Source organism: Neopararhizobium haloflavum (assembly GCF_002750855.1).
Classification (GTDB): domain Bacteria; phylum Pseudomonadota; class Alphaproteobacteria; order Rhizobiales; family Rhizobiaceae; genus Georhizobium; species Georhizobium haloflavum.
In genome coordinates this window covers 13,548-38,472 of the sequence record NZ_NWUC01000005.1, presented here as the reverse complement: position 1 = coordinate 38,472, position 24,925 = coordinate 13,548, and the positions used below count along the sequence as shown (strand labels likewise).

Annotated in this window: 23 protein-coding genes; 17 read left to right on the top strand and 6 right to left on the bottom strand. The window is 61.1% G+C overall.

Annotated features, from left to right (window positions below; all coding sequences use genetic code 11):
- Positions 1–4 precede the first annotated feature (4 nt).
- The 8 genes from cysG to mmsB all read left to right on the top strand — a co-directional run bounded on the left by cysG (position 5) and on the right by mmsB (position 7,626).
- Positions 5–1,432 (top strand): siroheme synthase CysG, encoded by a 1,428-nt coding sequence (cysG, locus tag CN673_RS11930; RefSeq protein ID WP_099866516.1) that lies wholly within the window; start codon positions 5–7, stop codon positions 1,430–1,432.
- Between the two features lie 31 nt (positions 1,433–1,463).
- Positions 1,464–1,793 carry a DUF2849 domain-containing protein gene (locus tag CN673_RS11925; RefSeq protein WP_099866515.1) on the top strand — a complete coding sequence of 110 codons (330 nt, stop codon included), beginning with the start codon at positions 1,464–1,466 and terminating at the stop codon, positions 1,791–1,793.
- A gap of 8 nt (positions 1,794–1,801) precedes the next feature.
- Positions 1,802–3,472, top strand: coding sequence for a nitrite/sulfite reductase (locus CN673_RS11920; RefSeq protein WP_099866514.1), 1,671 nt, complete (start codon positions 1,802–1,804; stop codon positions 3,470–3,472).
- 10 nt (positions 3,473–3,482) lie between these two features.
- Complete coding sequence (locus CN673_RS11915; protein ID WP_370853035.1) at positions 3,483–4,022, top strand: DUF934 domain-containing protein; 540 nt, start codon at positions 3,483–3,485, stop codon at positions 4,020–4,022.
- Positions 4,023–4,060: 38 nt separating this feature from the next.
- Entirely contained in the window at positions 4,061–4,393 is a 333-nt protein-coding gene (locus CN673_RS11910; RefSeq protein WP_099866512.1) for a 2Fe-2S iron-sulfur cluster-binding protein, read from the top strand.
- A gap of 145 nt (positions 4,394–4,538) precedes the next feature.
- A complete protein-coding gene (locus CN673_RS11905; protein ID WP_099866511.1) occupies positions 4,539–5,687 on the top strand; it encodes an acyl-CoA dehydrogenase family protein in 1,149 nt (382 codons plus the stop codon).
- Positions 5,684–6,730, top strand: a complete 1,047-nt coding sequence (locus CN673_RS11900) for an enoyl-CoA hydratase/isomerase family protein (RefSeq protein ID WP_099866509.1) — start codon at positions 5,684–5,686, stop codon at positions 6,728–6,730. Before CN673_RS11905 ends, CN673_RS11900 begins: the two co-directional genes overlap by 4 nt.
- Before the next feature lie 29 nt (positions 6,731–6,759).
- Positions 6,760–7,626 carry a 3-hydroxyisobutyrate dehydrogenase gene (gene mmsB, locus CN673_RS11895; protein ID WP_099866507.1) on the top strand — a complete coding sequence of 289 codons (867 nt, stop codon included), beginning with the start codon at positions 6,760–6,762 and terminating at the stop codon, positions 7,624–7,626.
- Positions 7,627–7,635: 9 nt separating this feature from the next.
- Here the strand turns inward: mmsB and CN673_RS20915 are convergent, their stop codons facing one another.
- Entirely contained in the window at positions 7,636–7,788 is a 153-nt protein-coding gene (locus CN673_RS20915; protein WP_157928887.1) for a hypothetical protein, read from the bottom strand.
- Positions 7,789–8,117: 329 nt separating this feature from the next.
- Between CN673_RS20915 and purU the strand changes: the two genes are divergently transcribed.
- Positions 8,118–8,969: a formyltetrahydrofolate deformylase gene (purU, locus tag CN673_RS11890; RefSeq protein ID WP_099866506.1), complete on the top strand. Its 852-nt coding sequence runs from the start codon at positions 8,118–8,120 to the stop codon at positions 8,967–8,969.
- A gap of 58 nt (positions 8,970–9,027) precedes the next feature.
- Here the strand turns inward: purU and CN673_RS11885 are convergent, their stop codons facing one another.
- The gene (locus CN673_RS11885; RefSeq protein WP_099866505.1) at positions 9,028–10,527 is read right to left on the bottom strand and encodes a CoA-acylating methylmalonate-semialdehyde dehydrogenase; all 1,500 of its coding nucleotides are present in this window, start codon (positions 10,525–10,527) and stop codon (positions 9,028–9,030) included.
- Positions 10,528–10,633: 106 nt separating this feature from the next.
- Here CN673_RS11885 and CN673_RS11880 point away from each other — a divergent pair, with 106 nt between their 5' ends.
- Positions 10,634–11,533 (top strand): LysR family transcriptional regulator, encoded by a 900-nt coding sequence (locus CN673_RS11880; protein ID WP_099866504.1) that lies wholly within the window; start codon positions 10,634–10,636, stop codon positions 11,531–11,533.
- Positions 11,534–11,655: 122 nt separating this feature from the next.
- The gene (locus tag CN673_RS11875; RefSeq protein WP_198585986.1) at positions 11,656–14,070 is read left to right on the top strand and encodes a mechanosensitive ion channel domain-containing protein; all 2,415 of its coding nucleotides are present in this window, start codon (positions 11,656–11,658) and stop codon (positions 14,068–14,070) included.
- Between the two features lie 24 nt (positions 14,071–14,094).
- Here the strand turns inward: CN673_RS11875 and CN673_RS11870 are convergent, their stop codons facing one another.
- Positions 14,095–14,331 carry an Lrp/AsnC ligand binding domain-containing protein gene (locus tag CN673_RS11870; RefSeq protein ID WP_099866865.1) on the bottom strand — a complete coding sequence of 79 codons (237 nt, stop codon included), beginning with the start codon at positions 14,329–14,331 and terminating at the stop codon, positions 14,095–14,097.
- Positions 14,332–14,499: 168 nt separating this feature from the next.
- Here CN673_RS11870 and CN673_RS11865 point away from each other — a divergent pair, with 168 nt between their 5' ends.
- The 3 genes from CN673_RS11865 to recQ all read left to right on the top strand — a co-directional run bounded on the left by CN673_RS11865 (position 14,500) and on the right by recQ (position 18,914).
- Positions 14,500–15,075, top strand: a complete 576-nt coding sequence (locus CN673_RS11865) for a LemA family protein (RefSeq protein WP_245409880.1) — start codon at positions 14,500–14,502, stop codon at positions 15,073–15,075.
- Positions 15,072–17,036, top strand: a complete 1,965-nt coding sequence (locus CN673_RS11860; protein WP_099866501.1) for a DUF2207 domain-containing protein — start codon at positions 15,072–15,074, stop codon at positions 17,034–17,036. The genes CN673_RS11865 and CN673_RS11860 overlap by 4 nt, the downstream gene beginning before the upstream one ends.
- Positions 17,037–17,123: 87 nt before the next feature.
- Positions 17,124–18,914: a DNA helicase RecQ gene (gene recQ, locus CN673_RS11855; protein WP_245409879.1), complete on the top strand. Its 1,791-nt coding sequence runs from the start codon at positions 17,124–17,126 to the stop codon at positions 18,912–18,914.
- Positions 18,915–18,926: 12 nt separating this feature from the next.
- Here recQ and CN673_RS11850 read toward each other — a convergent pair whose 3' ends face one another.
- A complete protein-coding gene (locus CN673_RS11850) occupies positions 18,927–19,202 on the bottom strand; it encodes a hypothetical protein (RefSeq protein WP_245409878.1) in 276 nt (91 codons plus the stop codon).
- 134 nt (positions 19,203–19,336) lie between these two features.
- Positions 19,337–19,627 (bottom strand): hypothetical protein, encoded by a 291-nt coding sequence (locus tag CN673_RS11845; RefSeq protein ID WP_099866500.1) that lies wholly within the window; start codon positions 19,625–19,627, stop codon positions 19,337–19,339.
- A 158-nt stretch (positions 19,628–19,785) separates the two neighbouring features.
- On the opposite strand from CN673_RS11845, the gene CN673_RS11840 reads away from it, so the two are divergent.
- Positions 19,786–20,493 carry a trypsin-like serine peptidase gene (locus tag CN673_RS11840; protein WP_099866499.1) on the top strand — a complete coding sequence of 236 codons (708 nt, stop codon included), beginning with the start codon at positions 19,786–19,788 and terminating at the stop codon, positions 20,491–20,493.
- A 6-nt stretch (positions 20,494–20,499) separates the two neighbouring features.
- Here the strand turns inward: CN673_RS11840 and CN673_RS11835 are convergent, their stop codons facing one another.
- Entirely contained in the window at positions 20,500–21,108 is a 609-nt protein-coding gene (locus tag CN673_RS11835) for a PilZ domain-containing protein (protein WP_099866498.1), read from the bottom strand.
- A 157-nt stretch (positions 21,109–21,265) separates the two neighbouring features.
- Here CN673_RS11835 and CN673_RS11830 point away from each other — a divergent pair, with 157 nt between their 5' ends.
- A complete protein-coding gene (locus CN673_RS11830) occupies positions 21,266–22,807 on the top strand; it encodes a cryptochrome/photolyase family protein (protein ID WP_099866497.1) in 1,542 nt (513 codons plus the stop codon).
- A 95-nt stretch (positions 22,808–22,902) separates the two neighbouring features.
- A complete protein-coding gene (locus tag CN673_RS11825) occupies positions 22,903–24,870 on the top strand; it encodes a DUF4214 domain-containing protein (protein ID WP_099866496.1) in 1,968 nt (655 codons plus the stop codon).
- Positions 24,871–24,925: the final 55 nt, after the last annotated feature.

Below are 24,925 nucleotides of genomic sequence, written 5' to 3'. Positions count from 1 at the left end.
AGCCATGCTTTCCATCGACGAACAACTGAGCGTCTTTCCGGCTTTCTTCAAGGTCGAAGGAAAGCGCGTGTCGATCATTGGCGGTGGCGAGGAAGCGTTTGCAAAGGCGAGGCTTCTGGCAAATACCCGTGCCGAGATAATCGTCCATACGCTCAAACTCGAGCCAGATTTCGAGCATTGGCTTTCGGAACGCTCGATTGATGTCCGTCGGACGTCGTTCACGGCGGGTGACCTTGGCGATGCTGTATTGGTTTTCGCGGCGACGGGCGATGGCGCCGAAGATCGCCGCATCGTGGAGGCGGCACGCGCTCGGCGCATCCCAGCCAACGCGGTGGATCAGCCGTTGCATTGCGATTTCTATACGCCTGCGATCGTCAACCGAGCGCCAGTTGCCATCGCGATTGGCACCGAAGGCGCCGGCCCGGTTCTCGGACAGATGATCCGCGCGCGGATCGATCAGATGCTATCACCCTCGCTTGGCGCCCTGGCCCGGCTTGCTGCCACCTACCGGCCGGCTGTCGAACGGCTTTTGCCAAAGGGCGCCCCGCGCCGGGTCTTCTGGCGGCGTTTCTTTTCCGATCGGCCGGCAAGCGAAGTGGCCAGAGGTGATCTGTCAGGTGCGCGTCGTGCAGCAACGCACCTGTTGCGCACGATCGACGCGGCCGAGGGCCGCGTCTGGCTGATCGGTGCCGGTCCGGGGGCTGTGGACCTTCTCACGCTCCGGGCACAACGCATTTTGATGGAAGCGGATGTGATCGTTCATGATGCGCTGGTGCCGCAGGCGATCGTCGACATGGGGCGTCGTGATGCGGAGCGCATATCGGTCGGTAAGCGCAAGGGTTGCCATTCCAAGTCGCAACATGAAATCAATGCGCTGCTGGTGGAACTTGCCAGATCGGGCAAGCGGGTGGCGCGGCTCAAATCGGGTGACCCGCTGATTTACGGACGCGCAGGCGAGGAGATGGCGGCGCTGCGTCATGCCGAAGTGGCCTTCGAGATCGTCCCCGGCATCACCTCGGCTTTCGCCGCAGCCGCGGACTTCGAACTGCCGATGACGCTGCGTGGAGTGGCTTCTTCGGTGGTTTTCACGACCGGTCACGACCTCAATGGTGAGACACTGCCGGACTGGGCCCGTCTTGCCGCTTCCGGCGCGACGATCGCCGTCTATATGGGTCGCACCGTGGCCGCCGGCGTTGCTCTGAAGCTCATCGAGGCAGGTCTCGCAGGCGATACACCGGTGGCGGTGATCGAAAACGCCGGGCGCGAAACCCGCCGCATGTTTCACGGCACGATCGATCAATTGCCTGAACTGGAGCGACGCGGCGATCTCAATGGGCCGGTGATGGTCATTGTCGGCGACGCGGTTGCCGGCGCGAATCTCGAGCGCTCGGCGCTGCTGGTGCCGCACGATGCGGCGCTGGTAGCCGCATGATCGCCTTCAAAGGAATTAAGGGAGTACAGAAATGAGCACGCTCAAGGCCTTGACTGCGAACAGACTTTCCGACGGCATCGCTGTCTGGCTCGGTGCCGATGGCGGCTGGCACGAAAGTCTCGATGAAGCTTTTGTCGCTCGCCACGAAGCTGCGGTGTCCGGGCTTCACGATGCGGAAAAGGTGGCCGCGCTCGACAACCAGGTCGTCGACGTAGCGGTGATCGATGTGGAAGAACGCGAAGGGCATCTCTACGCCCTGCGGCTTCGCGAGCGTATCCGCGCCCTTGGTCCCACAGTGCGCAGCGATCTCGGCAAACAGGTCGAGCAATCGGCACGCGACGACGACGCCATAGCTGCCTGAGGCATATCATGTATCGTTACGATGAGTTCGATCACGCTTTCGTTCGTGAGCGCGTTGACCAGTTTCGCGACCAGGTGAACAGGCGTGTTTCCGGAGAGATCACCGAGGATCAGTTCAAGCCGTTGCGGCTGATGAACGGCGTTTATCTGCAATTGCACGCCTACATGCTGCGTGTAGCGGTGCCCTATGGAACGCTGTCGTCGCGTCAGATGCGCAAGCTGGCGCACATCGCGCGCGTCTACGACAAGGGCTACGGCCATTTCACCACGCGGCAGAACATCCAGTACAACTGGCCGAAGCTTGTAGACACACCGACGATCCTGTCCGAACTCGCCGAAGTCGAGATGCACGCCATCCAGACGTCTGGCAACTGCATCCGCAATGTGACCGCCGACCATTTCGCCGGCGTGGCGTCCGACGAGGTGGCCGATCCGCGACCCTATGCGGAGATCTTGCGGCAGTGGTCGTCGATCCATCCGGAGTTTTCGTTTCTGCCGCGAAAATTCAAGATCGCGCTCACTGGTGCGGATCGGGACCGGGCGGCGATCCAGACGCATGACATCGGCCTGCATCTCAAGAGAGACGACACCGGCGCGCTCGGATTCGCCGTCTATATCGGCGGTGGTCAGGGGCGTACCCCGATGGTTGCGAAGAAGATTCGCGATTTTCTGCCCGAGAACGAGTTGCTGGCCTACACGACTGCGATCCTGCGTGTTTACAACCTGCATGGCCGCCGGGACAACAAGTACAAGGCGCGCATCAAGATCCTGGTCCACGAGACCGGAACCGAGGAACTCACCGCACAGATCGAAGCGGAATGGGCCAAACTGAAAGGCGGCGACCTCGAACTTCCGAAAAAGGACATCGAGGCGATCTCGGCCTATTTCGCGATGCCCGATCTGCCCGAGCGCTCCGATGGCTGGGCGTTGCTCGCGGCCGAAAAGCGTCGCGACGCAGATTTCTCAGCCTGGGTTGCGCAGAATGTGGTTGCGCACAAGCACCCGGATTACGGCATCGTGACCATTTCGCTGAAGCCGATCGGGGGAATTCCCGGTGATGCTTCCGATGAGCAGATGGAACGTGTGGCGGATATCGCGGAAAGCCTCAGTCAGGACGAAATCCGCGTGACTCACGAGCAGAATCTCGTCTTGCCCCATGTCGCGCTCGGCGACTTGCGCGAGGTCTATGATCGCCTCGTGGAGGCCGAACTTGCCACGGCCAACAACAACCTGATCACCGACATCATCGCGTGCCCCGGTCTTGATTACTGCGCCCTGGCCAATGCGCGTTCCATACCGATCGCACAGGATATCTCCCGGCGTTTCGGATCGCCGGCGCGCCAGCAACAGATCGGCGAACTCAAGATCAAGATCTCAGGCTGCATCAATGCCTGCGGCCACCACCATGTCGGACATATCGGCATTCTCGGCGTGGAGAAGAAGGGCGCCGAGCTCTATCAGCTGACGCTTGGCGGATCGGCGGACAACGAGACCGCGATCGGGGAAATCGTCGGACGCGGGTTCGAGCCCGACAAGATCACCGACGCCGTCGAAACGGTGGTCGAGACTTATCTCGGTCTGCGGGACAACGCGGACGAGACGTTCATCGAGACCTACCGCCGTGTCGGAGCGCAGCCGTTCAAGACCGCGCTCTATGGCGAACCATCGAAGGCGGCTTGAGGAGATGGATGTGAACGATATCCCAGTCTGGACCGTCGAAGGCTTCGTCGCGGACGATCCCTGGCAGGTCGTCGAAGCGCAGGACGAGTTGCCCGCAACGGGCGACATCGTCGTTCCGCTCGAGGGCTTCGTCGCATTGTCGGATGAAACGCGCCGGGGAATCGGGGTCGATGCCGGCCGTAATACGCGACGGATCGGCGTTTTGATCTCTGCCGACGACGACCCCGGCGAGATCGCCGACATGCTCGACGATGTCGCACTCGTGGCGTTGGACTTCCCCAAGTTTTCTGACGGCCGGGCGTTTTCGCATGCGGCCCGGCTGCGTGAGCAGTTCGGTTTCAAGGGTGATCTCAGAGCCGTCGGCGATGTGCTGATCGATCAGATGCCGCTCATGCTGCGCGTCGGAATCACCAGCTTCGCGGTTTCGAGCGAGACGACGATCAAGCGTCTTGAAGCCAATCGATTGCAGGGAATTGCCCGCCACTATCAGCCCGGTGCCTTGCCCGAGGCGGACAGCGGCGGCTATAGCTGGCGCCGGGTCAGCGCCTGAAGCCAGCCATCTCTTACGACCAATCCGAAAGCGAGCCGATGCACATCAATGTCACCGACCAGGGCGGTAAGCGCCATCGACTGGAAGCTCTCGAGGGTTTCCGTGTGATGGAAATCATTCGCGACTGGGGTCTCGACATCAATGCGGAGTGTGGTGGTGCCTGTGCATGCGCTACCTGCCACGTCTACGTCGCCGATGAATGGCTGGACAAGCTGAATGCGCAGGAAGACGAGGAGGTCGACATGCTCGACGAGGCCTTCATGGTCGAAGACAACTCGCGGCTTTCCTGCCAGATCATCATGAGCGAAGAACTCGACGGGCTCGAAGTTTCGCTGGCGCCTGGCTCTGAAAAGGAACGCGTCGCGGCCTGACGCACCTTTGCAGCCGATGGATCAGAAGCCCGCCATCGCGCGGGCTTTTTCGTGCGCGGGAGGGTACATTGGACAGGGGCGCAATCGCATTGTTATTCACGCGCTATAGTGCCACCTTCACGGAAAAGGACGTGGAGGGTTGCCGATGGATTTCGATCTGAACGAAGAACAGCGAGCCATATTCGAGATGGCGCGTGACTTCGGCGCGGAAAAGATCGCCCCCTTCGCCGGCCAGTGGGAAGAGGACGGCACGATCCCGAAAAGCGTCCTGAAGGAGGCCGCCGATCTTGGCCTCGCCGGTATCTACGTCAGTGAGGATATGGGCGGCTCCGGCCTCAGCCGCCTGGATGCGGCTTTGATCTTCGAGGCGCTTTCCATGGCCTGTCCATCCGTCGCCTCGTTCCTGTCAATCCACAACATGTGTGCCTGGATGGTCGACCGGTTCGGCGGCGACGTGCAGAAGGCAAAATGGCTGCCGTCCTTGACCCGCATGGAGACGATCGCGTCCTATTGCCTGACCGAACCGAATTCGGGTTCGGATGCGGCCGCGCTTCGCACGCGGGCCGAGCGCACCAACGAGGGTTACGTTCTCACCGGCACCAAGTCGTTCATCTCCGGCGGCAGCTATTCGGACCTATATGTCGTCATGGCACGAACCGGCGGGGACGGGCCGCGCGGCATCTCCGCTGTCCTCGTGGAGAATGGGACGCCCGGCCTTTCCTTCGGCGCACTGGAGAAGAAGATGGGCTGGCGCGCCCAGCCGACCAGCGAAGTGCGAATGGATGACTGCCATGTGCCTGCGGACAATATGATCGGCGAGGAAGGTCACGGCTTCAAATATGCCATGGCCGGACTGGACGGCGGCCGGCTGAACATCGCGGCTTCGGCGCTGGGCGGCGCACAGTCCGCGCTCGACAAGGCGCTGGCCTACGCCGGTGAGCGCACGGCGTTCGGACAGACCATCGACCAGTTCCAGTCGTTGCAGTTCAAGCTGGCCGACATGGAAACCGAGTTGCAGGCCGCGCGGATATTCCTGCGCCAGGCGGCCTGGAAACTGGACATGTCGGCGCCGGATGCGACCAAGCACTGCGCTATGGTCAAGCGATTCGTCACCGACACCGCATTCAGCGTCGCCAATCATGCTCTCCAAATCCATGGCGGGTATGGATATCTTGCCGACTACGGCATCGAGAAGATCGTGCGCGATCTTCGCGTACACCAGATCCTCGAGGGAACGAATGAGATCATGCGGATGATCACCGCACGCGCCCTGTTGGCGGAGCGGGACGCTTGACGGACGTATCCGGCACGATCACGCGGCGCGAGGGCAGGGCTGGCCGCATCACGCTCAACCGCCCGCAGGCCCTGAACGCCCTGACTCACGAGATGGCCGGAGAGATCGAGGCCGCACTTTTGGCGTGGCGGGATGATGACGACATCGCACTCGTGATCATCGACGCGGTGGGCGAGAGGGCCTTTTGCGCTGGAGGCGATATCCAGGATCTCTATCGGACAGGCAAGTCAGGTGATTTCTCTTATGGCCGGCGATTTTGGGCAGACGAGTATCGTCTCAATGCGCTTATCGACAGCTATCCGAAGCCATACGTCGCCGTAATGGATGGGATCACGATGGGAGGGGGCGTCGGCATCGCTGCCCACGGCTCGCATCGGATCGTTACGGAACGCACCGTGCTGGCGATGCCCGAATGCGGCATCGGTCTCATCCCCGATGTCGGCGGTTCGATGATACTCGGTCATGCACCCGGCCGGCTCGGGCTCTATCTCGGCCTGACGGGCAAGCGGCTCAAGGCGGACGGCGCGATCCTGACCGGCTTTGCCGATGCATTCGTACCTTCGCAGTCCGTCGCGGAACTGACGGCCCGCCTCATCGAGACGGGCGATGCGGACGGTGCTCTTTCATCTCTGGCTGTCGATCCGGACGGAGGCGCGTTGCGGGAGTTGCAGGCCGAGATCAAAGTGGCTTTTGCCGGTTCCGACCCTGCTGATTGCCTTCGCCGCCTCGACGATGCCTCGGCAGACGGCAATTGGCAGGCGGAGGCCGCCAAGGCGATGCGCCGTGCGAGCCCGCTTTCCATCCAGTGTGCGCATGCGGCGATCCTCAAGGCCAGCGAGATTTCCGATCTCCGTGATGCGCTGAAGCTGGAGTATCGCTTTTCCTGGCGATGCATGGAGCATGGCGATTTTCTCGAGGGCGTGAGGGCCCAGATCATCGACAAGGACCGCAACCCGCATTGGCGTCATCGCGATATCGACGCCGCGGCGCACGATGCGGCAAAAATGCTGGAATCGCTCGGAGACGACGAACTCGTTCTTTGACTGCAATGCGCACAATCGGAGGGAAAAACATGAACATCGGCTTCATCGGACTGGGGAAGATGGGTGCGCCGATGGCGTCCAATCTGGTCAAGGCCGGCCATTCGGTCACCGGCTTCGATGTCGCAGGTGTCAAGGTGGATGGGGTGGCGGATGCTTCGTCGGCCGCGGACGCGGCGCGTGGCAAGGATGTCGTCATCACCATGCTGCCGAACGGTGATATTCTTCGGTCGGTCTATGCCGAGATCGTTCCTGCCGGGACGGCCGGCAGCTGCTTCATCGATTGCTCGACGGTCGATGTGGACAGCGCGCGCGCCGCGCACGAGATGGCTTCGAAGGCGGACCTTCTGTCCGTCGACGCTCCGGTCTCCGGCGGCGTTGGCGGTGCAACGGCGGGCACGCTGACTTTCATGGCGGGGGGAAGTGAAGCGGCGTTCGCCATCGCCGAACCTTTGTTCTCGATCATGGGACAAAAGGCCGTGCATTGCGGCCCCGCCGGCTCCGGGCAGGCGGCCAAGATCTGCAACAACATGATCCTCGGCATTTCGATGATCGGTGTCTGCGAGGCGTTCGTGCTCGCCGACAAGCTGGGTCTCTCACGCCAGAGCGTCTTTGACGTCGTGTCGACGTCGTCCGGCTCCTGCTGGTCGATGAACACGTACTGCCCGGTTCCGGGTATTGGACCGCAAAGCCCGGCGGACAATGCTTACAAGCCGGGCTTCGCGGCGGAACTGATGCTGAAGGATCTGGGCCTCGCCCAGGACGCAGCCGAATCCGTCGGTGCTCCAACCCCGATGGGCGCGAAGGCTCATGCCCTTTACCGTGCATTCGTCGATCAGGGTGGCAAGGGCCGCGACTTCTCGGCCATGATCGAAAAGTTGGCGAACGATCCGCGGTAGGTGCTGCGGTCAGGCGGCGCGTAACACCTCGTTCAGATCGTCAAGATCGACCACGGCGACGCTGACGATCTGCCGCTGTATGTCTTCGGGTGGCAAGCCCTCGCTCTGCATTCGCGCCACGAGTTCGCGCAAGGTTTCCATCTCGGTGATGCGTGGCTTCATGCCTTGATGCTGATGATTGTGCATGCTGAGCGACCCCAATCATGGTTTGATGAAAGGTCGGGCTAAGCAGGAATCAGGCCCGGAACATGGCAAGTGTTCCATCATCCACAGCTAAAATAAACTGTGCGGATCGGCAAAAGAATTCTGGATTGTGCGATCGATGCAACGATGTCGGAGATGGACCAGCCGATGTCATTGGTGGAGGTTTGCGGGTTTGTGCGATGGGCTATCGCAGGAGGCATCCGGCGACCCTCGACAAGCCGGGCCGTGCGGTTTAGCCAGACCGTCGCGTCTTACGACCAGCCTTCAACTCCGGAGCCGACTGCGACATGACCCATCCCTACGTCCTGACCCTGTCCTGTACCGATCGTCCCGGCATCGTTGCCGCGGTGACGACCGAACTTGCTGCGAGCGGCTGCAACATTGCCGAAAGCAACCAGTTCTGGGATCGGGCAACCGGACGGTTCTTCATGCGCATCGCCTTCCATGCCCCGGACGGGTCGTCCAAGGATGATCTGGAACGTGCGCTGAAGCCGGCCGTGGAGCGCTTCGACATGAAGACGACCATCGCTGATGGCGCCCGCCGACCGAAGATGATCGTGATGGTGTCCAAGTTCGACCATGCGCTTTTGCATCTGCTCTATCAGATACGGGTCGGCTGGCTTGATGCCGAGGTCGTGGCGATCGTCTCCAACCATGATGATTCGCGCCGCACCGCGGAACTTGAAGGCATCGCGTATCACCATCTTCCAGTCTCGAAGGATACCAAGGACGAGCAGGAGGAAAAGCTCCTGGCGCTCGTCAAGGAGACAGGCGCCGATCTGGTGGTCCTTGCCCGTTACATGCAGGTGCTTTCAGACAGGTTGTCGAAGCGGCTTTTCGGCAAGGTGATCAATATCCACCATTCCTTCCTGCCATCCTTCAAGGGGGCAAAGCCCTATCACCAGGCCCATGAGCGGGGCGTCAAGCTGATTGGAGCGACGGCGCATTACGTCACCCCGGACCTGGACGAGGGACCGATCATCGAGCAGGAAACCGAGCGCGTGACCCACGCCATGAGCGCCGATGATTTCGTTGCCACCGGCCGCGACATCGAAAGCCGCGTGCTCGCGCGTGCCGTCAAGATGCACCTGGAAAGCCGCGTCATGCTCAACGCGCACAAGACGGTGGTGTTTCTCTAGACAGTTCAGCTTCGCACGGAAGCGGGCCGCGCGACATGGCGCGGCCCGATCCCCGGCATCAACCCATGGTCGGGATGACGAATTCCGCGCCGTCCTTGATGCCCGAGGGCCAGCGCTGCGTGACCGTCTTGGTGCGGGTATAGAAGCGGAATGCGTCCGGACCATGCTGGTTAAGGTCGCCGAAACCCGAGCGCTTCCAGCCGCCGAACGTGTGGTAGGCGAGCGGAACCGGGATCGGAACATTGACGCCGACCATGCCGACATTGATCCGGGACACGAAATCACGCGCCGCATCGCCGTCGCGGGTGAAGATGGCGACGCCGTTGCCGTATTCGTGCTCCATCGGCAGACGGATGGCGTCCTCGTAATTCTTCGCGCGAACGACCGAGAGGACGGGTCCGAAAATTTCCTGGGTGTAGATGTCCATATCGGTCGTGACGCGGTCGAACAGGCAGCCGCCGATGAAATTGCCGTTTTCATAGCCCTGCATCTTGAATTCGCGGCCATCGACGACAAGCTCTGCGCCAGCTTCAAGACCGGAATTCACCAGGCCGAGAACCCGCTCACGGGCTTCCTTGGTGACCAGAGGCCCGAAATCGACATCGTCGCCGGCCGTGTAGGGGCCGATCTTCAGGTTCTCCACCATCGGCGCCAGCTTCTCGACAAGCCGGTTTGCCGTTTCCTCACCGACCGGTACCGCGACCGAGACGGCCATGCACCGTTCACCCGCCGCGCCATAGCCAGCGCCCACGAGGGCGTTCGCGGCCTGGTCCAGGTCAGCGTCCGGCATGATTATCATGTGATTCTTCGCGCCGCCGAAGCACTGAACGCGCTTGCCATTCGCGCATCCGCGCGCATAGATGTACTCGGCGATGGGTGTCGAACCAACAAAGCCCACGGCCATGATGTCCGGGTGATCGAGGATCGCGTCGACCGCTTCCTTGTCGCCGTTGACGACGTTCAGGATGCCTTCCGGCAGTCCGGCTTCGATCATCAGTTCGGCCAGCATCATCGGCACGGATGGGTCGCGCTCCGATGGCTTCAGGATGAAGGCGTTGCCAGCCGCGATCGCGGGGCAGAATTTCCACATTGGGATCATCGCCGGGAAGTTGAACGGCGTGATGCCGGCGACGACACCGAGGGGCTGGCGCATCGAATAGAGATCGATGCCGGGGCCGGCGCCTTCGGAGTATTCCCCTTTCATGAGGTGCGGCGCGCCGATGCAGAACTCGGCGACTTCCAGTCCGCGGATCACGTCACCCTTGGCATCGGGAATGGTCTTGCCGTGCTCGCGCGACAGCGCCTCGGCCAGCTTGTCCATATCGCGGTTGAGCAGATCGACAAACTTCATCAACACCCGGGCGCGTCGCTGGGGATTGGTGGCGGCCCATGCCGGCTGCGCCTTCTTTGCCGTCTCCACGGCGTCTGCGAGATCCTTTGCGGACGCAAGGGCGACCTTGGCGTCAACCTCTCCAGTGGCCGGATTGTAGACGTCGCCTGTCCGGCCGCTCGTGCCGGCGACAGTCTTGCCGCCGATGAAATGTCCGATATCGCGCATGGTTCATCCTCCGGGAATTTTCGATGGTAGCATTCTGCACTATAATTTGCGTTCAACAACAGCGCGGATTAAGCAGCCGCTGTGCACAAAATCATGTTGAGGCGCCATGAACTGGGATGATGTCAGGGTATTTCTCGCTGTGGCCCGCAACGGCCAGATCCTCGGGGCTGCGCGGAGTCTCGGTCTCAACCACGCCACCGTCAGCCGCAGGCTGACTGCTCTCGAGGATGCGCTGGCGACGAAGCTCGTGATTCGCCGGACGAACGGTTGCGAGCTCACCGGCGAGGGCGAAGCGTTTCTCGACGGGGCAGAACGAATGGAGACGGAGATGCTGGCCGTGCAAGCCAGCATCGGGCGCCAGGATGCCGCCGTCTCGGGCACGGTACGCATCGGCGCGCCTGACGGGTTCGGCATCCAGTTCCTTGCCGCGCGGCTTGGCAAGTTGACGAGGCGCCATCCAAACCTGAAAATCCAGCTCGTTCCGGTGCCGAGATCCTTCTCGCTGTCCCGCCGTGAGGCCGACATCGCGATAACGGTCGAAAGGCCGGAGCAGGGGCGGCTCGTTGCACGCAAACTCATCGACTATTCGCTCAGCTTCTACGCCTCGAAATCCTATCTGGCGGACCATCCAGCGCCGCGCCAACTGGAAGACCTCCAGTCGCACCACCTGATCGGCTACGTGGAGGATCTCGTTTTTTCACCCAGTCTCCATTTTTCGGCTGAGCTGCCCCGTCAATGGCAGGCTGGATTCGAGATATCGAGCGCGGTTGGGCAGAGCGAAGCCGTGCGCGCGGGTGGCGGCATTGGCATTCTCCATGATTTCTCGGCGCGCAGCGATCCATCGCTGGTGCGGCTCTTCCCAGGGAAGACCATTGTTCGCGCGTATTGGATATCATTTCACGAAAGCGTGCGAGATCTTGCCCGTGTGCGTACGGCAAGTGACTTCATTTCACGGGAAGTTTCAGGTGAGCGCGCTATGTTCCTGCCGGACCGCACGGGGGAATGAGCGCGTCTTTTGACCGCCAAGGTTGATGTGGACGCTTCCTCTGCTAGAACCCCGGGTGCAGATATCGAAGACGGATGTCTCCTCCCAGTCCGCAAATCTCATCAGCGAGAGATGAAAACTCAATGCCGATCAGAATACTGAGCCAACTCTTCGCCACGTTCGTTCTCGCCGCTTTCCTGTCGTTTCCCGTCACCGCGATCGCTCAAGACGCTGCAAGTGAGCCCGCCGAGGAAACCGCCACGGAAGCCGGCGCGGCCACGCCCAGCGAACTTCAGCTTCTGATCGATGCGCTGAGCAACGAAGAGAGCCGCAACCGGCTGATCGATGAATTGCAGTCTGCCGCGGAAGTCGCTGAGCCCGGCCCCGTCGAAACGATCGACAATGCGCTCTTTGGTAGCGACGAGGTGTCTCTCGGCCGGCGAATCGCCGAAACGACCCGCTATTTTGCCGAGGGGGTGGCTGACTCCGCGCTCGGCTTCTGGAACCGCGTCGCGGCCACGCCGGCGATGTTCTCTGCGCTCGACGCCGACCAGATCGGCGTCCTGTCCGGCGCCTTCGTCGACCTCCTCGTCGTGATCATCGCCACTTATGCGATTTTCCTTGCGTTGCGCAGCCTCGCCAAAGGCGTCTTCCGTTCCATGGGGCAGCGGGCAGGCAATGCCGGCATCGTGCAGAAGATCGTCTTCATCGTGGCTTCGGCGCTGGTCGACGCGTTGGTCGTCGTGATCGCTTGGGCAGCCGGTTACGCCATCTCGCTTTTCGCGTTCGGTGATCTGGGGTCGATGGGCCTGCGCCAGACCCTCTATCTGAATGCGTTCATGATCGTCGAGCTCATGAAGGTGGTCCTGCGCATCGTCCTTTCACCGTCAACCGGCGATCTTCGTCCGGTGCCGATTCGCGACGGCGCTGCCCGCTCCATGAATCGCGGCTTCACCTGGATCATCGGCATCCTCGGCTACGGACAGCTGCTTGTTCTGCCCATCGTCAATCAGGACATATCTCCGGCGGCTGGACAGGCGATCTCGGCACTTATCGCCCTGGTCGCGCTGATCATCGCCGTGGTCATGACGGTTTCGAGCCGGAAGGCGGTCGCACAATGGCTTCTGGAGCGGCCCGAGGAGGAGCTCGCGGCGGAGACGAGCGGCGATGGTGTTGCGAGCCCATCGCCTTCGCTCAAGGCGCAGCGACGAAACAAGCAGTTGCGCTTTCTGGCGCATCGCTGGCATTGGCCAGTGCTGCTTTATCTCGCCTTCCTGTTCGTCATAGTGCTTGCAAGTCCCGCCGACGTGCTCCTCAGCGTTCTCGGTGCGAGCGGGAAAATTCTGATCGCAGTCGTGATTGGATTTGCCGTCGCGGGATGGATCGCCCGAGCGATTGCGCGGGGGATCAATCTCCCGGATCGCGTGAACCAGCGGCTGCCGCTCCTGGAGCGCCGCCTGAACGCCTTCGTGCCGAAATTTCTGACGGTACTCAGAATCTTGATCTTCATCGTCGTCCTGCTCGTCGTGCTCGATACGTTGAATTTCTTTGATCTTCGCGCATGGATGCAAAGCCAGGTCGGCATCCGCACGACCGGCGCGCTGATGTCGGTTTTCCTCATTCTCGTCATTGCTTTCGCAATGTGGCTGGCGCTCAATTCATGGGTCGACTATCGGCTCAATCCGGATTTCGGGCGGCCTGCAACCTCCCGCGAACAGACATTGCTCAGCCTTCTGCGCAATGCGGCAACGATCGCGATCCTGGTGATCGCGCTGATGTTCGCGTTGTCGGAAATCGGGATCAACATCGCTCCGCTGATCGCCTCGGCCGGTGTTCTCGGTCTTGCGATCGGTTTTGGTGCGCAAAAGCTTGTTCAGGACATCATCACCGGGGTCTTCATCCAGCTGGAGAATGCCATCAATGTCGGGGACGTGATCACGGTCGGCGGCATGACGGGCACGGTGGAGCGTTTGACGATCCGCTCCGTGAGCCTGCGTGACGTTTCTGGCGCCTACCACATCATCCCGTTCTCTTCGGTGGACATGGTCACGAACTTCGTCCGCGACTTCGGTTACCATGTCGGGGATATCGGCATCGGATATCGCGAGAACGTCGAAGATGCCCGTGCCGCGATCGCAGAGGCTTTCGAAGCGCTTCGCAAGGATCCGGAGATGAACACGGCGATCATCGGCGACATGGAGTGGTTTGGTGTCCAGTCGCTCGCCGACAGCGCCGTGATCGTGCGCGTGCGCATCAAGACGGTGCCCGGCAAGCAATGGGGCGTCGGGCGCGCCTTCAACGCCGAGGTCAAGCGTGTCTTCGACGAGCGTGGCATCGAGATTCCATTCCCACACCAGACACTCTATTTCGGAGAGGACAAGCGTGGCCGTGCCCCCGCCGCGCACATCCTGCTTGAACAGAAAACGACGTCTGCCGATGTCGAGGAGACCCCAAGCGAGCCGAAGAAGCGCGCGGCACGTCGCAAGACGAGCGTGCGTGACAACAAGGATGCCATTCCGCACAGCGATGACGACGAAGATGATGCACCTGACCGGTAGGGTCCAAGATGCCCTGACGCCGCCTCAGAATGCCTTGAACGTCAAGATGGTGTGGGTGCGTTCGACACCGTCGATGGTGTGCAGGTTTTCGGCGACGAAGTGTCCGATGTCGACGTCCTGGTCGACATAGAACTTGACGAGGAGGTCGTATTCGCCGCTGACGGAATACACCTCCGAGGCGATTTCGCGCGCCGCGATTTCGTCAGCAACCTTGTAGGCCTGCCCAAGCTTGCATTGGAATTCCACGAAAAAGCAGTGCATGCCCTTCATCTCCGAATTTGTGCCCGGCGGGGCCGACCCGCCTTCTTGCCGGTCTAGCTTGTCGGCCTGGCGCGATCAACAGAAGGGTCAGAGGATGCAGGTCGGTGATTGCTTCATATCGTGCAATCATGAAAGGCTGTCGGTCCTTAGAAGCAAGGTTCAATCTGCATGAGTGGCTCCATGGGTACGGTCATCATTCTGGGTCTCGTCGTTCTCCTCGTCGTCTATGGCGTCTTCGTCTACAACGGCCTTGTTCGGGCGCGGCAGATCGTTGAGGAGGCGTGGAGCGGGATCGATGTTCAACTGAAGCGTCGCGCCGACCTTGTCCCAAACCTCGTCGAGACGGTGCGCGGTTATACCGACCACGAGGCCAATACGCTTCGCGAGGTGACAGAGATGCGTGCGCGGGCCCAAGCCTTGCCGAGCGACGACGTCAAGGGCAGGGCGGCGGCAGAAGGACTTCTCGGCCAGGCGCTGGGGCGGCTGATGGCCGTGGCCGAAGCCTATCCCGACCTCAAGGCGAACGAGAACTTTGCCCAACTTCAGCGGTCGCTGGAAACACTCGAGAACGAAATCCAGATGTCGCGGCGCTACTACAACGGCGCGGCGCGGGACCTCAATATCAAGGTCGAGAGTGTGCCATCCAACATCGTTGCCGGGGCGTTCGGCTTCCGCAAGACGGAGTACTTCGAAATCGAGGATGCACGCGATCGCGCGGTGCCGGATGTCAAGTTTTCGCAATGAACTCGCTCGTTGCATCGCTTGCTCGAAGGCTGAGTGATTTCGGGCGCCTCATCGCCGCAATTGCTTTCATTCTGGCAGCTCTCGGTGGCGGCTCTGCGAAGGCTGAGGAAGCGATCCTCTCCTACGACAGCCGAATCGAGATTGCAGCGGACGGATCGCTCGACGTTACGGAGACGATCGAGGTGCGGGCGGAGGGAAACCTGATCCGCCGCGGCATCTACCGGGATTTCCCAATTCGCGCGGAAGGGGCGGACGGACGGCTGCATGAGGTCGGATTTGAGGTGGTTGCCGTAAGCCGTGATGGCGAGCCGGAACCGTTCAGCGTCGAGCGAGGCAGCGGCATTGCGCGGGTCTATGTCGGTAATCCCGATGCAACGCTCCAGCCAGGCATCCATCGCTACCAGTTGCACTACCGCAGTGATCGCCAGATTCGATTCTTCCCCGATCACGACGAGCTGTACTGGAACGTGACAGGCAATGGCTGGGTGTTTCCCATTCAAAGGGTTAGCGGCACGGTGCATTTGCCCGATGAGAGCCGCGTCCAGGACGTGGCGGTCTTCACTGGTGCCTATGGGGAGCGGGGCGAAGCCGCGCGCACGTCAGGTGTCGGTGAGCAGGCCGTGCGTTTCGAAAGCACCGCGCCCCTGCAGCCCGAAGAAGGCCTGACCATCGTCGTTTCGATGGCGAAGGGCGTGGTTGGCGAACCGGATGAGGCGCAGCGGCGTGCCTGGTTCCTGAGGGACAATCGGGGAGCGCTGATCGCCATGATCGGGCTTACCGTGGTCATGAGCTATTATGTCTGGGCATGGCGGCGCGTCGGTCGCGATCCGCCAGCCGGCGTCGTCGTTCCGCGCTGGGACGTTCCCGATGGAGTCTCACCGGCACTGGTCCACTACATCGACCGAAAAGGGCTTCCGAGCGGTGGCTTTGTCGCGCTGGCCGCCGCGATCGTTAATCTGGCGGTCAAGGATCAGGTGGAATTGACAGGGTTTGGCGACGACCTGACGGTTCAGCGGACAGGCAAGGAGCCGGAAGATCGATTGCCGGTCGGCGAGGCCGCGGTCATCGCTTCCCTTGCCGCGTCGGGTGGGACGCTTAGGCTGAGCCGCAGCGAGGGCACCTCCGTCAAATTGCTCGCGGCCCGGTTCCGCAAGGCGATCGAAGCCGAGCACCGTGGCAAGTTCTACCGGCACAATCGCGCGTACAGCTTCGTCGGCATTGGTCTCAGCATCGCGACGCTCGTTGCGCTCATCGTCGGCGGCGGTCTGAACGAACCGACGATCGTGGGGATGATCGTCCCGGCTGTCATCGCCGTTGTGCTTGGCAGCGCGGCAGTCAACATCGGGCGCTCCTTGACACGCAATCGGCGACTCGGCGCGCGTATCATGTCGATCATTGCATTGGCGGTGGTCGGCACCGCCGTGGTCAGCGTCGGTGGCGGCGTGCTCGCATCGCTGCTCGACAGCGAAGTCGCGCTGACCGTGCTCGTTCCCTTTGGCGCACTGGTCCTCGTCAACGTGCTCTTCTTCTTCCTTATGGGGGCGCCGACACCCATCGGCGCGCGCATGGGGGCCCATCTTGAAGGGTTGAAGCGCTATTTGAGCTACGCCGAGGCGGAACGGATGAACATCGGCGGTGCGCCGGATATGTCGCCGCGCCAATTCGAGACCATGCTGCCCTATGCGATTGCGCTGGGTGTCGAAAAGCCCTGGAGCCGTTCGTTCGAAACCTGGCTCGCAACCGCGACCGCTGCGGGTGCAACCGTGCATTATGCAGGGCCGCACTGGTATGGCGGACGCGATTTCGGGTCGCTCGGCGATTCGCTCGGAAAACTTGGCTCGGATCTCTCCAGCAGTCTTTCAGCCGCGATCCCGCCGGCCAAATCTTCGTCCTCAGGTTTTTCTGGCGGCGGCGGATTCTCTGGCGGCGGCGGAGGAGGAGGAGGTGGGGGAGGCTGGTGAGGTTGCGGCTGGTCCGGCCTGGCGTTGACAAATCAAGGGCCGGGCTTCTTCTTCGGCCGCACTTTCCCCATTCGACTGGAATCACTGGTGTCAGTCACAGCGCATACCATTCTCCGCGATGTCTTCGGCTATCGCAGTTTCCGCCCCGGCCAGGAGGCGATCATCGAGACGATCACAGGCGGCGAGGATGTCCTCGCCGTCATGCCGACGGGTGCGGGAAAATCCCTGTGCTTTCAGATCCCGGCGATTCTGGACCGCCGCCTGACCGTTGTCGTCTCGCCGCTTGTCGCGCTTATCGACGATCAGGCAGCGGCCCTCAGGGCGAATGGCGTCAGTGTTGCCGCAATTCACTCCGGTCATGACCGGGAATTCAATGTGGCGGAATGGAAGCGGGTCCGGGCAGGCGATGTATCGCTGCTCTACATGTCGCCGGAACGGCTGATGACGCCACGGATGATCGCAGCGCTCCAGCAGATCGGCGCCGGGCTTTTCGTTGTCGACGAAGCGCACTGCATCTCAAAATGGGGAGCGAATTTCCGGCCGGAATATGAACGGCTGGGCGAACTCAAATCCGCTTTTCCCGAAGCCGGCATCGCCGCGTTCACGGCAACCGCCGATCGAGCGACGCAAGCGGATATCGCTGAGAAACTGTTTTCGGGACGCGGCCGGATCGTCGTTCAGGGTTTTGACCGGCCAAACCTTTATCTCGCGGTCGAGCCCAAGCGGGATTGGAAGCGCCAGCTCATCACCTTCTTGAAGGATCGGCGGGACGAATCGGGCGTGGTCTACTGCCTGTCACGGCGCGCGACCGACGAAACGGCGGAACTTCTGGCGGGCGAAGGGTTCAACGCCATCGCCTACCATGCAGGTCATGCACCCGAGGTGCGCAAGGCGAACCAGGCCCGCTTCATGCGCGAGAACGCGATCATGGTCGCAACGGTGGCTTTCGGCATGGGAATCGACAAGCCGGACATCCGCTTCGTCTGTCATCTCAACCTGCCTGCCAGCATGGAAGCCTATTATCAGGAAATCGGGCGTGCTGGCCGTGACGGGATGCCGGCCGACACACAACTCTTCTTCGGGCTCGACGACGTTCGCTTGCGCCGCCAATTCATCGAAAATGATGGCGAAGACCGAGAACACATCTTGCGCGAGCACAAGCGGCTCGATGCTCTGCTGGCCTATGCGGAGGCGCCGGGATGCCGTCGGGTTTCGCTGCTGGCCTATTTCGACGAAGAGGCGGGACCATGCGGACATTGCGACAACTGCTACGCGCCCCCGAAGGTGATCGACGGCACGCGTGAAGCGCAAGCGCTGTTCGGCATCATCGAGGGCACTGGCGAGACATTCGGTGGGGCGCATATCGTCGATGTGCTGCGGGGGCTCGAGACCGAGAAGATTCGCTCGAATGGACATGAGCGGCTGAAGGGATACGGGGCCGGGGGCGCCAAGACGAAAACTTACTGGCAGGCCTTCGTGCGCCAGGCTGTCGCAGGACGCTATCTTTCGATCAACATCCAGAAATTCGGCGCGCTTGAATTGACCGCACGCGGCAAGTCCGTGCTTGCCGGGCAAAGCGCTTTCGAACTGCGCGAAATCGTGATTTCGACCCGAGACAAGCCAGCTTCACGGCCGAAGCGATCGGCCCCCTCGCTCTCGGCCCGCGATGAAACGCTGCTCTCGGCATTGAAGAGCTTGCGTCTGGAGTTCGCGCGCGAGAGATCGGTGCCCGCTTATGTCATCTTTTCCGACGCGACGTTGATGGAAATGGCTTCCGCACGTCCTGGCACGCTCGATGAACTGGCAAGCGTCAACGGTGTCGGTCCCAAGAAACTCGGCGAATTCGGGTCCGCCTTCCTTGCGCTGACGCGCGGCTGATCCTGAAGGGTATCAGCTCACGATTGCGGTGATCGACAAGCCGATCAGCACGATCGATATGATCAGGAACGCACCGAAAATGCGGGGACGATCGAAAACGACGGCAAAGGACGATGTCCAGACCGACGTGGCTGCGCCGAGCGCGAAGAGAAAGGCAGGCTTGTCGTTCCATGCGATGCCAACGGCCATCAAACTGGTGATGATGATGGCGCCGAAGATCACCATAATGGCAAAGCCGAGTTGTTCGAAATGGTCCATCGTCGTTACCTCGTTCGGCTCCTGTTGCATGCCGCCTGATCACGCCCCCGACCGCTGCAGCCACGAGATTCGCGCCGAACGGTGCCGCGCGCATCATATTCAATCATTGGTCAGGTGCCAGACTTGGGTGGGCGTTTTGCGCGATCGGTCGTTTACCTGTGCATTCAATCGTCGTTCGTGGCGTCGAGGTCACACGGGCGGATGCCCTCTTCCACGCGGGCGGGGGTCTTCTGGAGAACGCCGCGTCCCCCTTCTGAAAGAAATACGATGCCTTGGCGAAGGAGCACATCGCGAATCGCTGCCACGGCGGGGTCACTGTCCCGCAAGCTGGCCGTCCCCCGCGCTTCGATGCGCTGGACTTGGTCGGCCGCAAGGCCGGCGCTCTTTGCTACATCCGCCACTTCGAGGCCGACAAGCACGCGCGCCGCGTGCATCTGGTTGCCTGTCAGGGTCATGCCTACTCCTTGCGTCATCACTTTTTGCAATTGTTGGCGTCGGAATTGTGGAAAGCAAGGCAGCGCACGCTTGCGGACGTATTTTTGCCGCGCGGAGGGTGCATCGCTGATCCGATACATCAAAACGTAAACACGTCACCCTGGCGGGAATCGGAGCCATGATCATGCGAACCGTCCCTTTGTTCCTGCCTGCGCTTGCGTGGCTTGCCATGGCAGTCACCTGTTCCGTACCCAGCCTTGCGGAAGAGAGGTTGCATCGGGTCGATGTCAGCAAAAAGCCTTGGAGCGCGGTGGGACGGATCCACAACAGCACAGGCGGGCACTGCACGGGCGTTCTCATCGCACCCTCTCTCGCCGTGACGGCAGCGCATTGCCTCTATTCCGCTCGGGCGGGCGCAATGGTCAGTGCTCGATCCGTTCATTTCCTGCTAGGCTACGAGCGCGGCAGCTATGAACACCACACCGTTGCTCGTGCCTATCAGGTCGCGGACGGCTTCAATCCCTCAAGGCCGGTCGAGACACCGTCGTCCGATTGGGCGCTTATCGAGCTTGAGGATCCAGCGCCCAAGCGCTTTCCGCCGATTGCGGTCTCCGAAGCGATCCCGTCCGAAAGTTCGTTCGTTTCGGCCGGCTACGGCATCCAAAGACGCTACTGGCTGACCTCCACCGATTCGTGTGTAGTGCGGCAGGAGACCGATAGCGGCATGATCATTGGCTCATGCCCGACGGTTTCTGGATTTTCCGGCGGGCCGCTCATCAATGACGATTCGGAATTGATCGGCATCCAGACCGGCAACGGTCGACAGAACGGCAAGGCCGTTCTGCTCGGCGTCTCCAGCAAGAATTTTGCGGACCATATGAAGTGAAGAGCTTTAGAGGAACGTCCGCAGCGCTTCCGCTGGCTGTATGCGAATGAATTCCAGCGCGATGCCTTCCTGGAAATGGCGCACGACGCGGCCGCGCATGGTGCCAAGCACGACGGGCGTTCCGAGCGCGGGTCGCACCTCGATTTCCACCGCCGCGCCAGACAGCGAGAGGTCGATGATCCGGCAGGCATAGCGTCGACCGTCGTCAAGGCTGATCTCTGCGCGCGGATTGCGCGGGGCGTAGCGTTCATGCCGACGATCTTCCGGCAATCCCAATTCGTGCTTGTTGGCGAGCCACGTCAGCTGTGCCGCAAGTTTCTCGCGCTTCCTGACGGTGGCATTGAGTTCGATCGTGAAACCGTCACTCTCCAGGGACGCGACACGACCCTCGACCCGGCCAAGATGGTCGAGATAGGCCACGATCCGCTCGTTCGGGCGGGGCCGAGCCGCACACAGGAACTGGACATCGCCAGGAGACATCTGAGCCGCGACGCAATCGTGCTCGGAAAAGTCGGCGCACATCAGTCGACCCGGCACGTTTATGGAGACGCTTTGAAAGCGATTGTCGCCGACGACCGGCGTGGAGGCGGGAGCCTGTTCGAGGACGAAGGACATGGTCGACCCGGGATGCTCGTTTCGTATGAGACAACTTTAGGTCACATCCATTAACAACAAGTAATAAACGGGAGGATGCAGGCGGAAACTTCGGCTGATCTGGAGAGCGCCAACGCACGGCCTAGATAAGGGGAAACTCTTATCGTCACAGGTCCTCATGCCCGCATCCTCTCGACAAGCCGTCCGCAGCATCAGATTCGTTCTCGGAGACCAGCTGACACGCGATATCAGCGCGCTGCAGGGCGTCGATCGGGAACGCGATCTGATCGTTCTGGCGGAGGTGAAAGAGGAGGCGACCTATGTGGCGCATCACAAGAAGAAAATCGCATTCCTTTTTGCCGCTATGCGCCACTTTGCCGAGCAACTGCAGCAGGCGGGCCATCAGGTCCGCTATTTTCGCTATGAGGAGGGGATCCCATCGTTCGACGCGGCGATAGAAACGGTCGTCGGTGAAACAAAGGCATCATCGCTCATCGTGACCGAGGCCGGGGAGTATCGTGTCGTTCAGAAGCAGCGGAATTGGGCCGAAGAACTACCGCTCGATGTCGAGATCAGGCCCGACGATCGGTTCTTCTGTTCGCACGAATTGTTCGATGAACTCGCCGGGCCCGATCCCAAGACGCTTCGCATGGAGTATTTCTACCGTGAGATGCGCCGCAGGACGGGCTATCTGATGGACGGCGATGAGCCGGTCGGAGGGCGGTGGAATTTCGATCACGACAACCGCGATCCGCTGCCTGGGGACGTCTCTCCTCCCAACCGGCCGCATTATGGACAGGACGATACGACCAAGGAAGTCATCGAGCTGGTCGCCAGCACTTTCGGTGAACACTTCGGCGAATTGGAGCCATTTGACTATCCCGTCACGCGTCGTCAGGCGCTGCACTACCTCAATTGGTTCATAGCCGAGGCCCTGCCGGATTTCGGCCGGTATCAGGATGCCATGCGGCAGGGTGAGCCGCTAATGTTCCATTCCCACCTGTCCGCGCTGATCAATTGCGGGCTGTTGAGCGCGCGCGAATGCTGCGACCGTGTCGAGGCAGCGCACAAGAATGGTTCGGTCCCGATCAATGCAGCGGAAGGTTTCCTGCGCCAGATCATCGGCTGGCGCGAATTCATCCGCGGGGTATATTGGCTGAAGATGCCCGGTTATGGCGATCAAAACGCCCTCTCGGCCGATCGCCAACTGCCTGAATTCTTCTGGTCGGCCGATACCGATATGAACTGCCTTGCGCAGGCGATCGGGGAAACCAGCCGGAACGCCTATGCCCACCATATTCAGCGGCTCATGGTGATCGGCAATTTCTGCCTCCTGGCCGGCCTCGATCCACGCGAGGTGCAGGAATGGTACCTGCTGGTCTACCACGATGCCTATGAGTGGGTGGAGATGCCGAACGTTGTCGGCATGATCCTTTATGCAGACGACGGCTTTTTCGCCTCGAAGCCTTACGCAGCCTCGGGCGCCTACATCAACCGGATGTCCGACTATTGCGGCAATTGTCGCTACGACGTGAAGCGCAAGAACGGACCGGACGCCTGTCCCTTCAACTATCTCTATTGGGACTTCGTGATGCGCAACCGGGCCCATTTCGAGAGAAACCGGCGTATGGGCGTGGTCTTGAAATCTCTTGATCGCATGTCGAGCGACAAGAAGGATGCAGTGCGCAGTGACTCAGAGCGCTTCCTGTCAATCCTGTGAATTACGCATTGAGGCATGGAACATCGCAGGCGATGGTCCGTTGCCCCACCGGAGTGCGTTGACCTGTCAGCAAGCCAACGCAAAGGAATGCCAACATGGCGACCATTCAAGGGGTTTACATTGCTCTTTTCGGAAGACCCGCCGACCCGCTCGGACTGGCCTTCTACGAGAACGAGACCAATAACGGCGAGGATTTGAGCGCGATCTACGGCGCTCTTGCCAGTTCAGCAGAATATCAAGACCGTTTTGAAGGGATGATGTCGAGCGAGGAGATCGTCAACTCGGTCTACATGTCGCTCTTCGGACGCGGCGCCGAGCCCGATGGTCTGGCCTATTGGGCCGAGCGGCTCGATACGGACCTGACGATCGAGCAGATCGCCATCGCGATCTATGACAGTGCCATGGGCGACGACATGCAGACGCTCATGAACAAGGAAATTGCCGCCAACAACTTCACCAGCGCAATCGATACCGAGGACGAGATCGAGGACTATCAAGGTGAAGATGCAGCCGATGCGGGTCGCGCGTTCCTCGATGATGTGACGTCAGACCCCGCAACAATCCCGACCGATGAAGAGACCGATGCGGCCATTGCCGGTCTCGGACTTCGTCTGACGGAAGCATCGAATGAAATGCTGACCGGCGGCGATGGCGACGATGCCTTCAGCGGAGCCATCGGCGGCGACAACCCGACCGTAAACGATGGAGATTCGATCGATGGCGGCGCAGGCAGCGACAGCTTCTCGGTTGTCGTGGCAGGCTCGGACGACGATCCCGTCGATCCACAGCTTACCGATGTCGAGGCGATCGACGTTACGTTTACCGAAAGCTCGTCGATGAGCACGCCGGAAATCAGTCTCGCCGAGGCGACAGGTGTCGAGCGGGTGTCGGTCTCTAACAGCAATGCCTTCGGTAGCGTGAGCAACATCGGGAACGTCAGCCAGTTTCGCGTGATGAACCAGGGCGCCTCGGTTGGCTTTGCCGGGACGACGGCTGCAGCGCTTTCGCTGATGCTGACGGATGTCGTGGATGCGGATGAGGGCGACCTCGTCACCATCGACTTCGACGATATCACGGCCACGTCGCTTGAAGTGTCGGTGGAAGACAGTGCGGCAGCGCTCGGGATTGCCAATGTTGGACCGGATTTGACCGCGGACGATACCGTTGAAACGCTGACGATAGAGTCGAACGGCGAAAGCAACCTGATCGGCGTCAGCGGCACGAGTGCTCTGGCAACCATCAATCTCACCGGCATGGGCGATGTCACGCTTGTCGGCGGGACGGTCAACGATGACGCGAACCCAGGCGACGGAATCAACGCCGGAACCGAGTTCACCGCCGATGGGTTTGCTGCCGTTGAGCTTCTCAACGCAGCCGACCTTGAAGGCGATCTGGCGATTGACCTGTCCAATGCGACAGGAGCCGTCACGGCACGGGGCGGGTCTGGCAACGACACCATCACGACCGGCGCGGGCGATGATCTCGTCACGGGCGGCGCCGGCGATGACACGCTGGATGGTGGCGCCGGCGACAATATCTTCGGCGGCGGCCCCGGCAACGACACGATCATCCTGACCAGTGGCGGAAACGATGAGGTGCACGTCGATGCCGGCGTCGGGCTCGATACCGTCACCGATTTCGTGGCTGCCGAAGCCGAGGGCGCAACAAACGATACGATCGACGTTGTGTCTTTTCTCCAGGGTGGAGCGATCACCTTCGCCAACTCGATGGATGATGATGTTCGTGGCGACGGCGATCTCGCCGAAGGGGATTTTCAGATACGCACCGATCTGATGTCGCTTTCGTCGGACGATGACCAGAAAGTCGTTCTGATCACCGATGGCATGGCGGCGGATGAGGGCGTCACGCAAGCTGCGATCGACGCTGCCACCTCGGAGGGCGCAGCGGAGTTCTATCTCGCCGTCTTCAATTCCGAATCCGGCGATACGGAAATCTATCATGATGAGGACTGGTCAGACACTGACGGTCGTGAGCATCTCATGTCGCTGACCGGCGTCAATTCGGAAGATCTGACGCGCGACAATTTCGACGTCTACGTCTAGGAGCCGTCGGATCAATACCGGAAATCGGAGCCCGGGTCATCGACCCGGGCTTTTC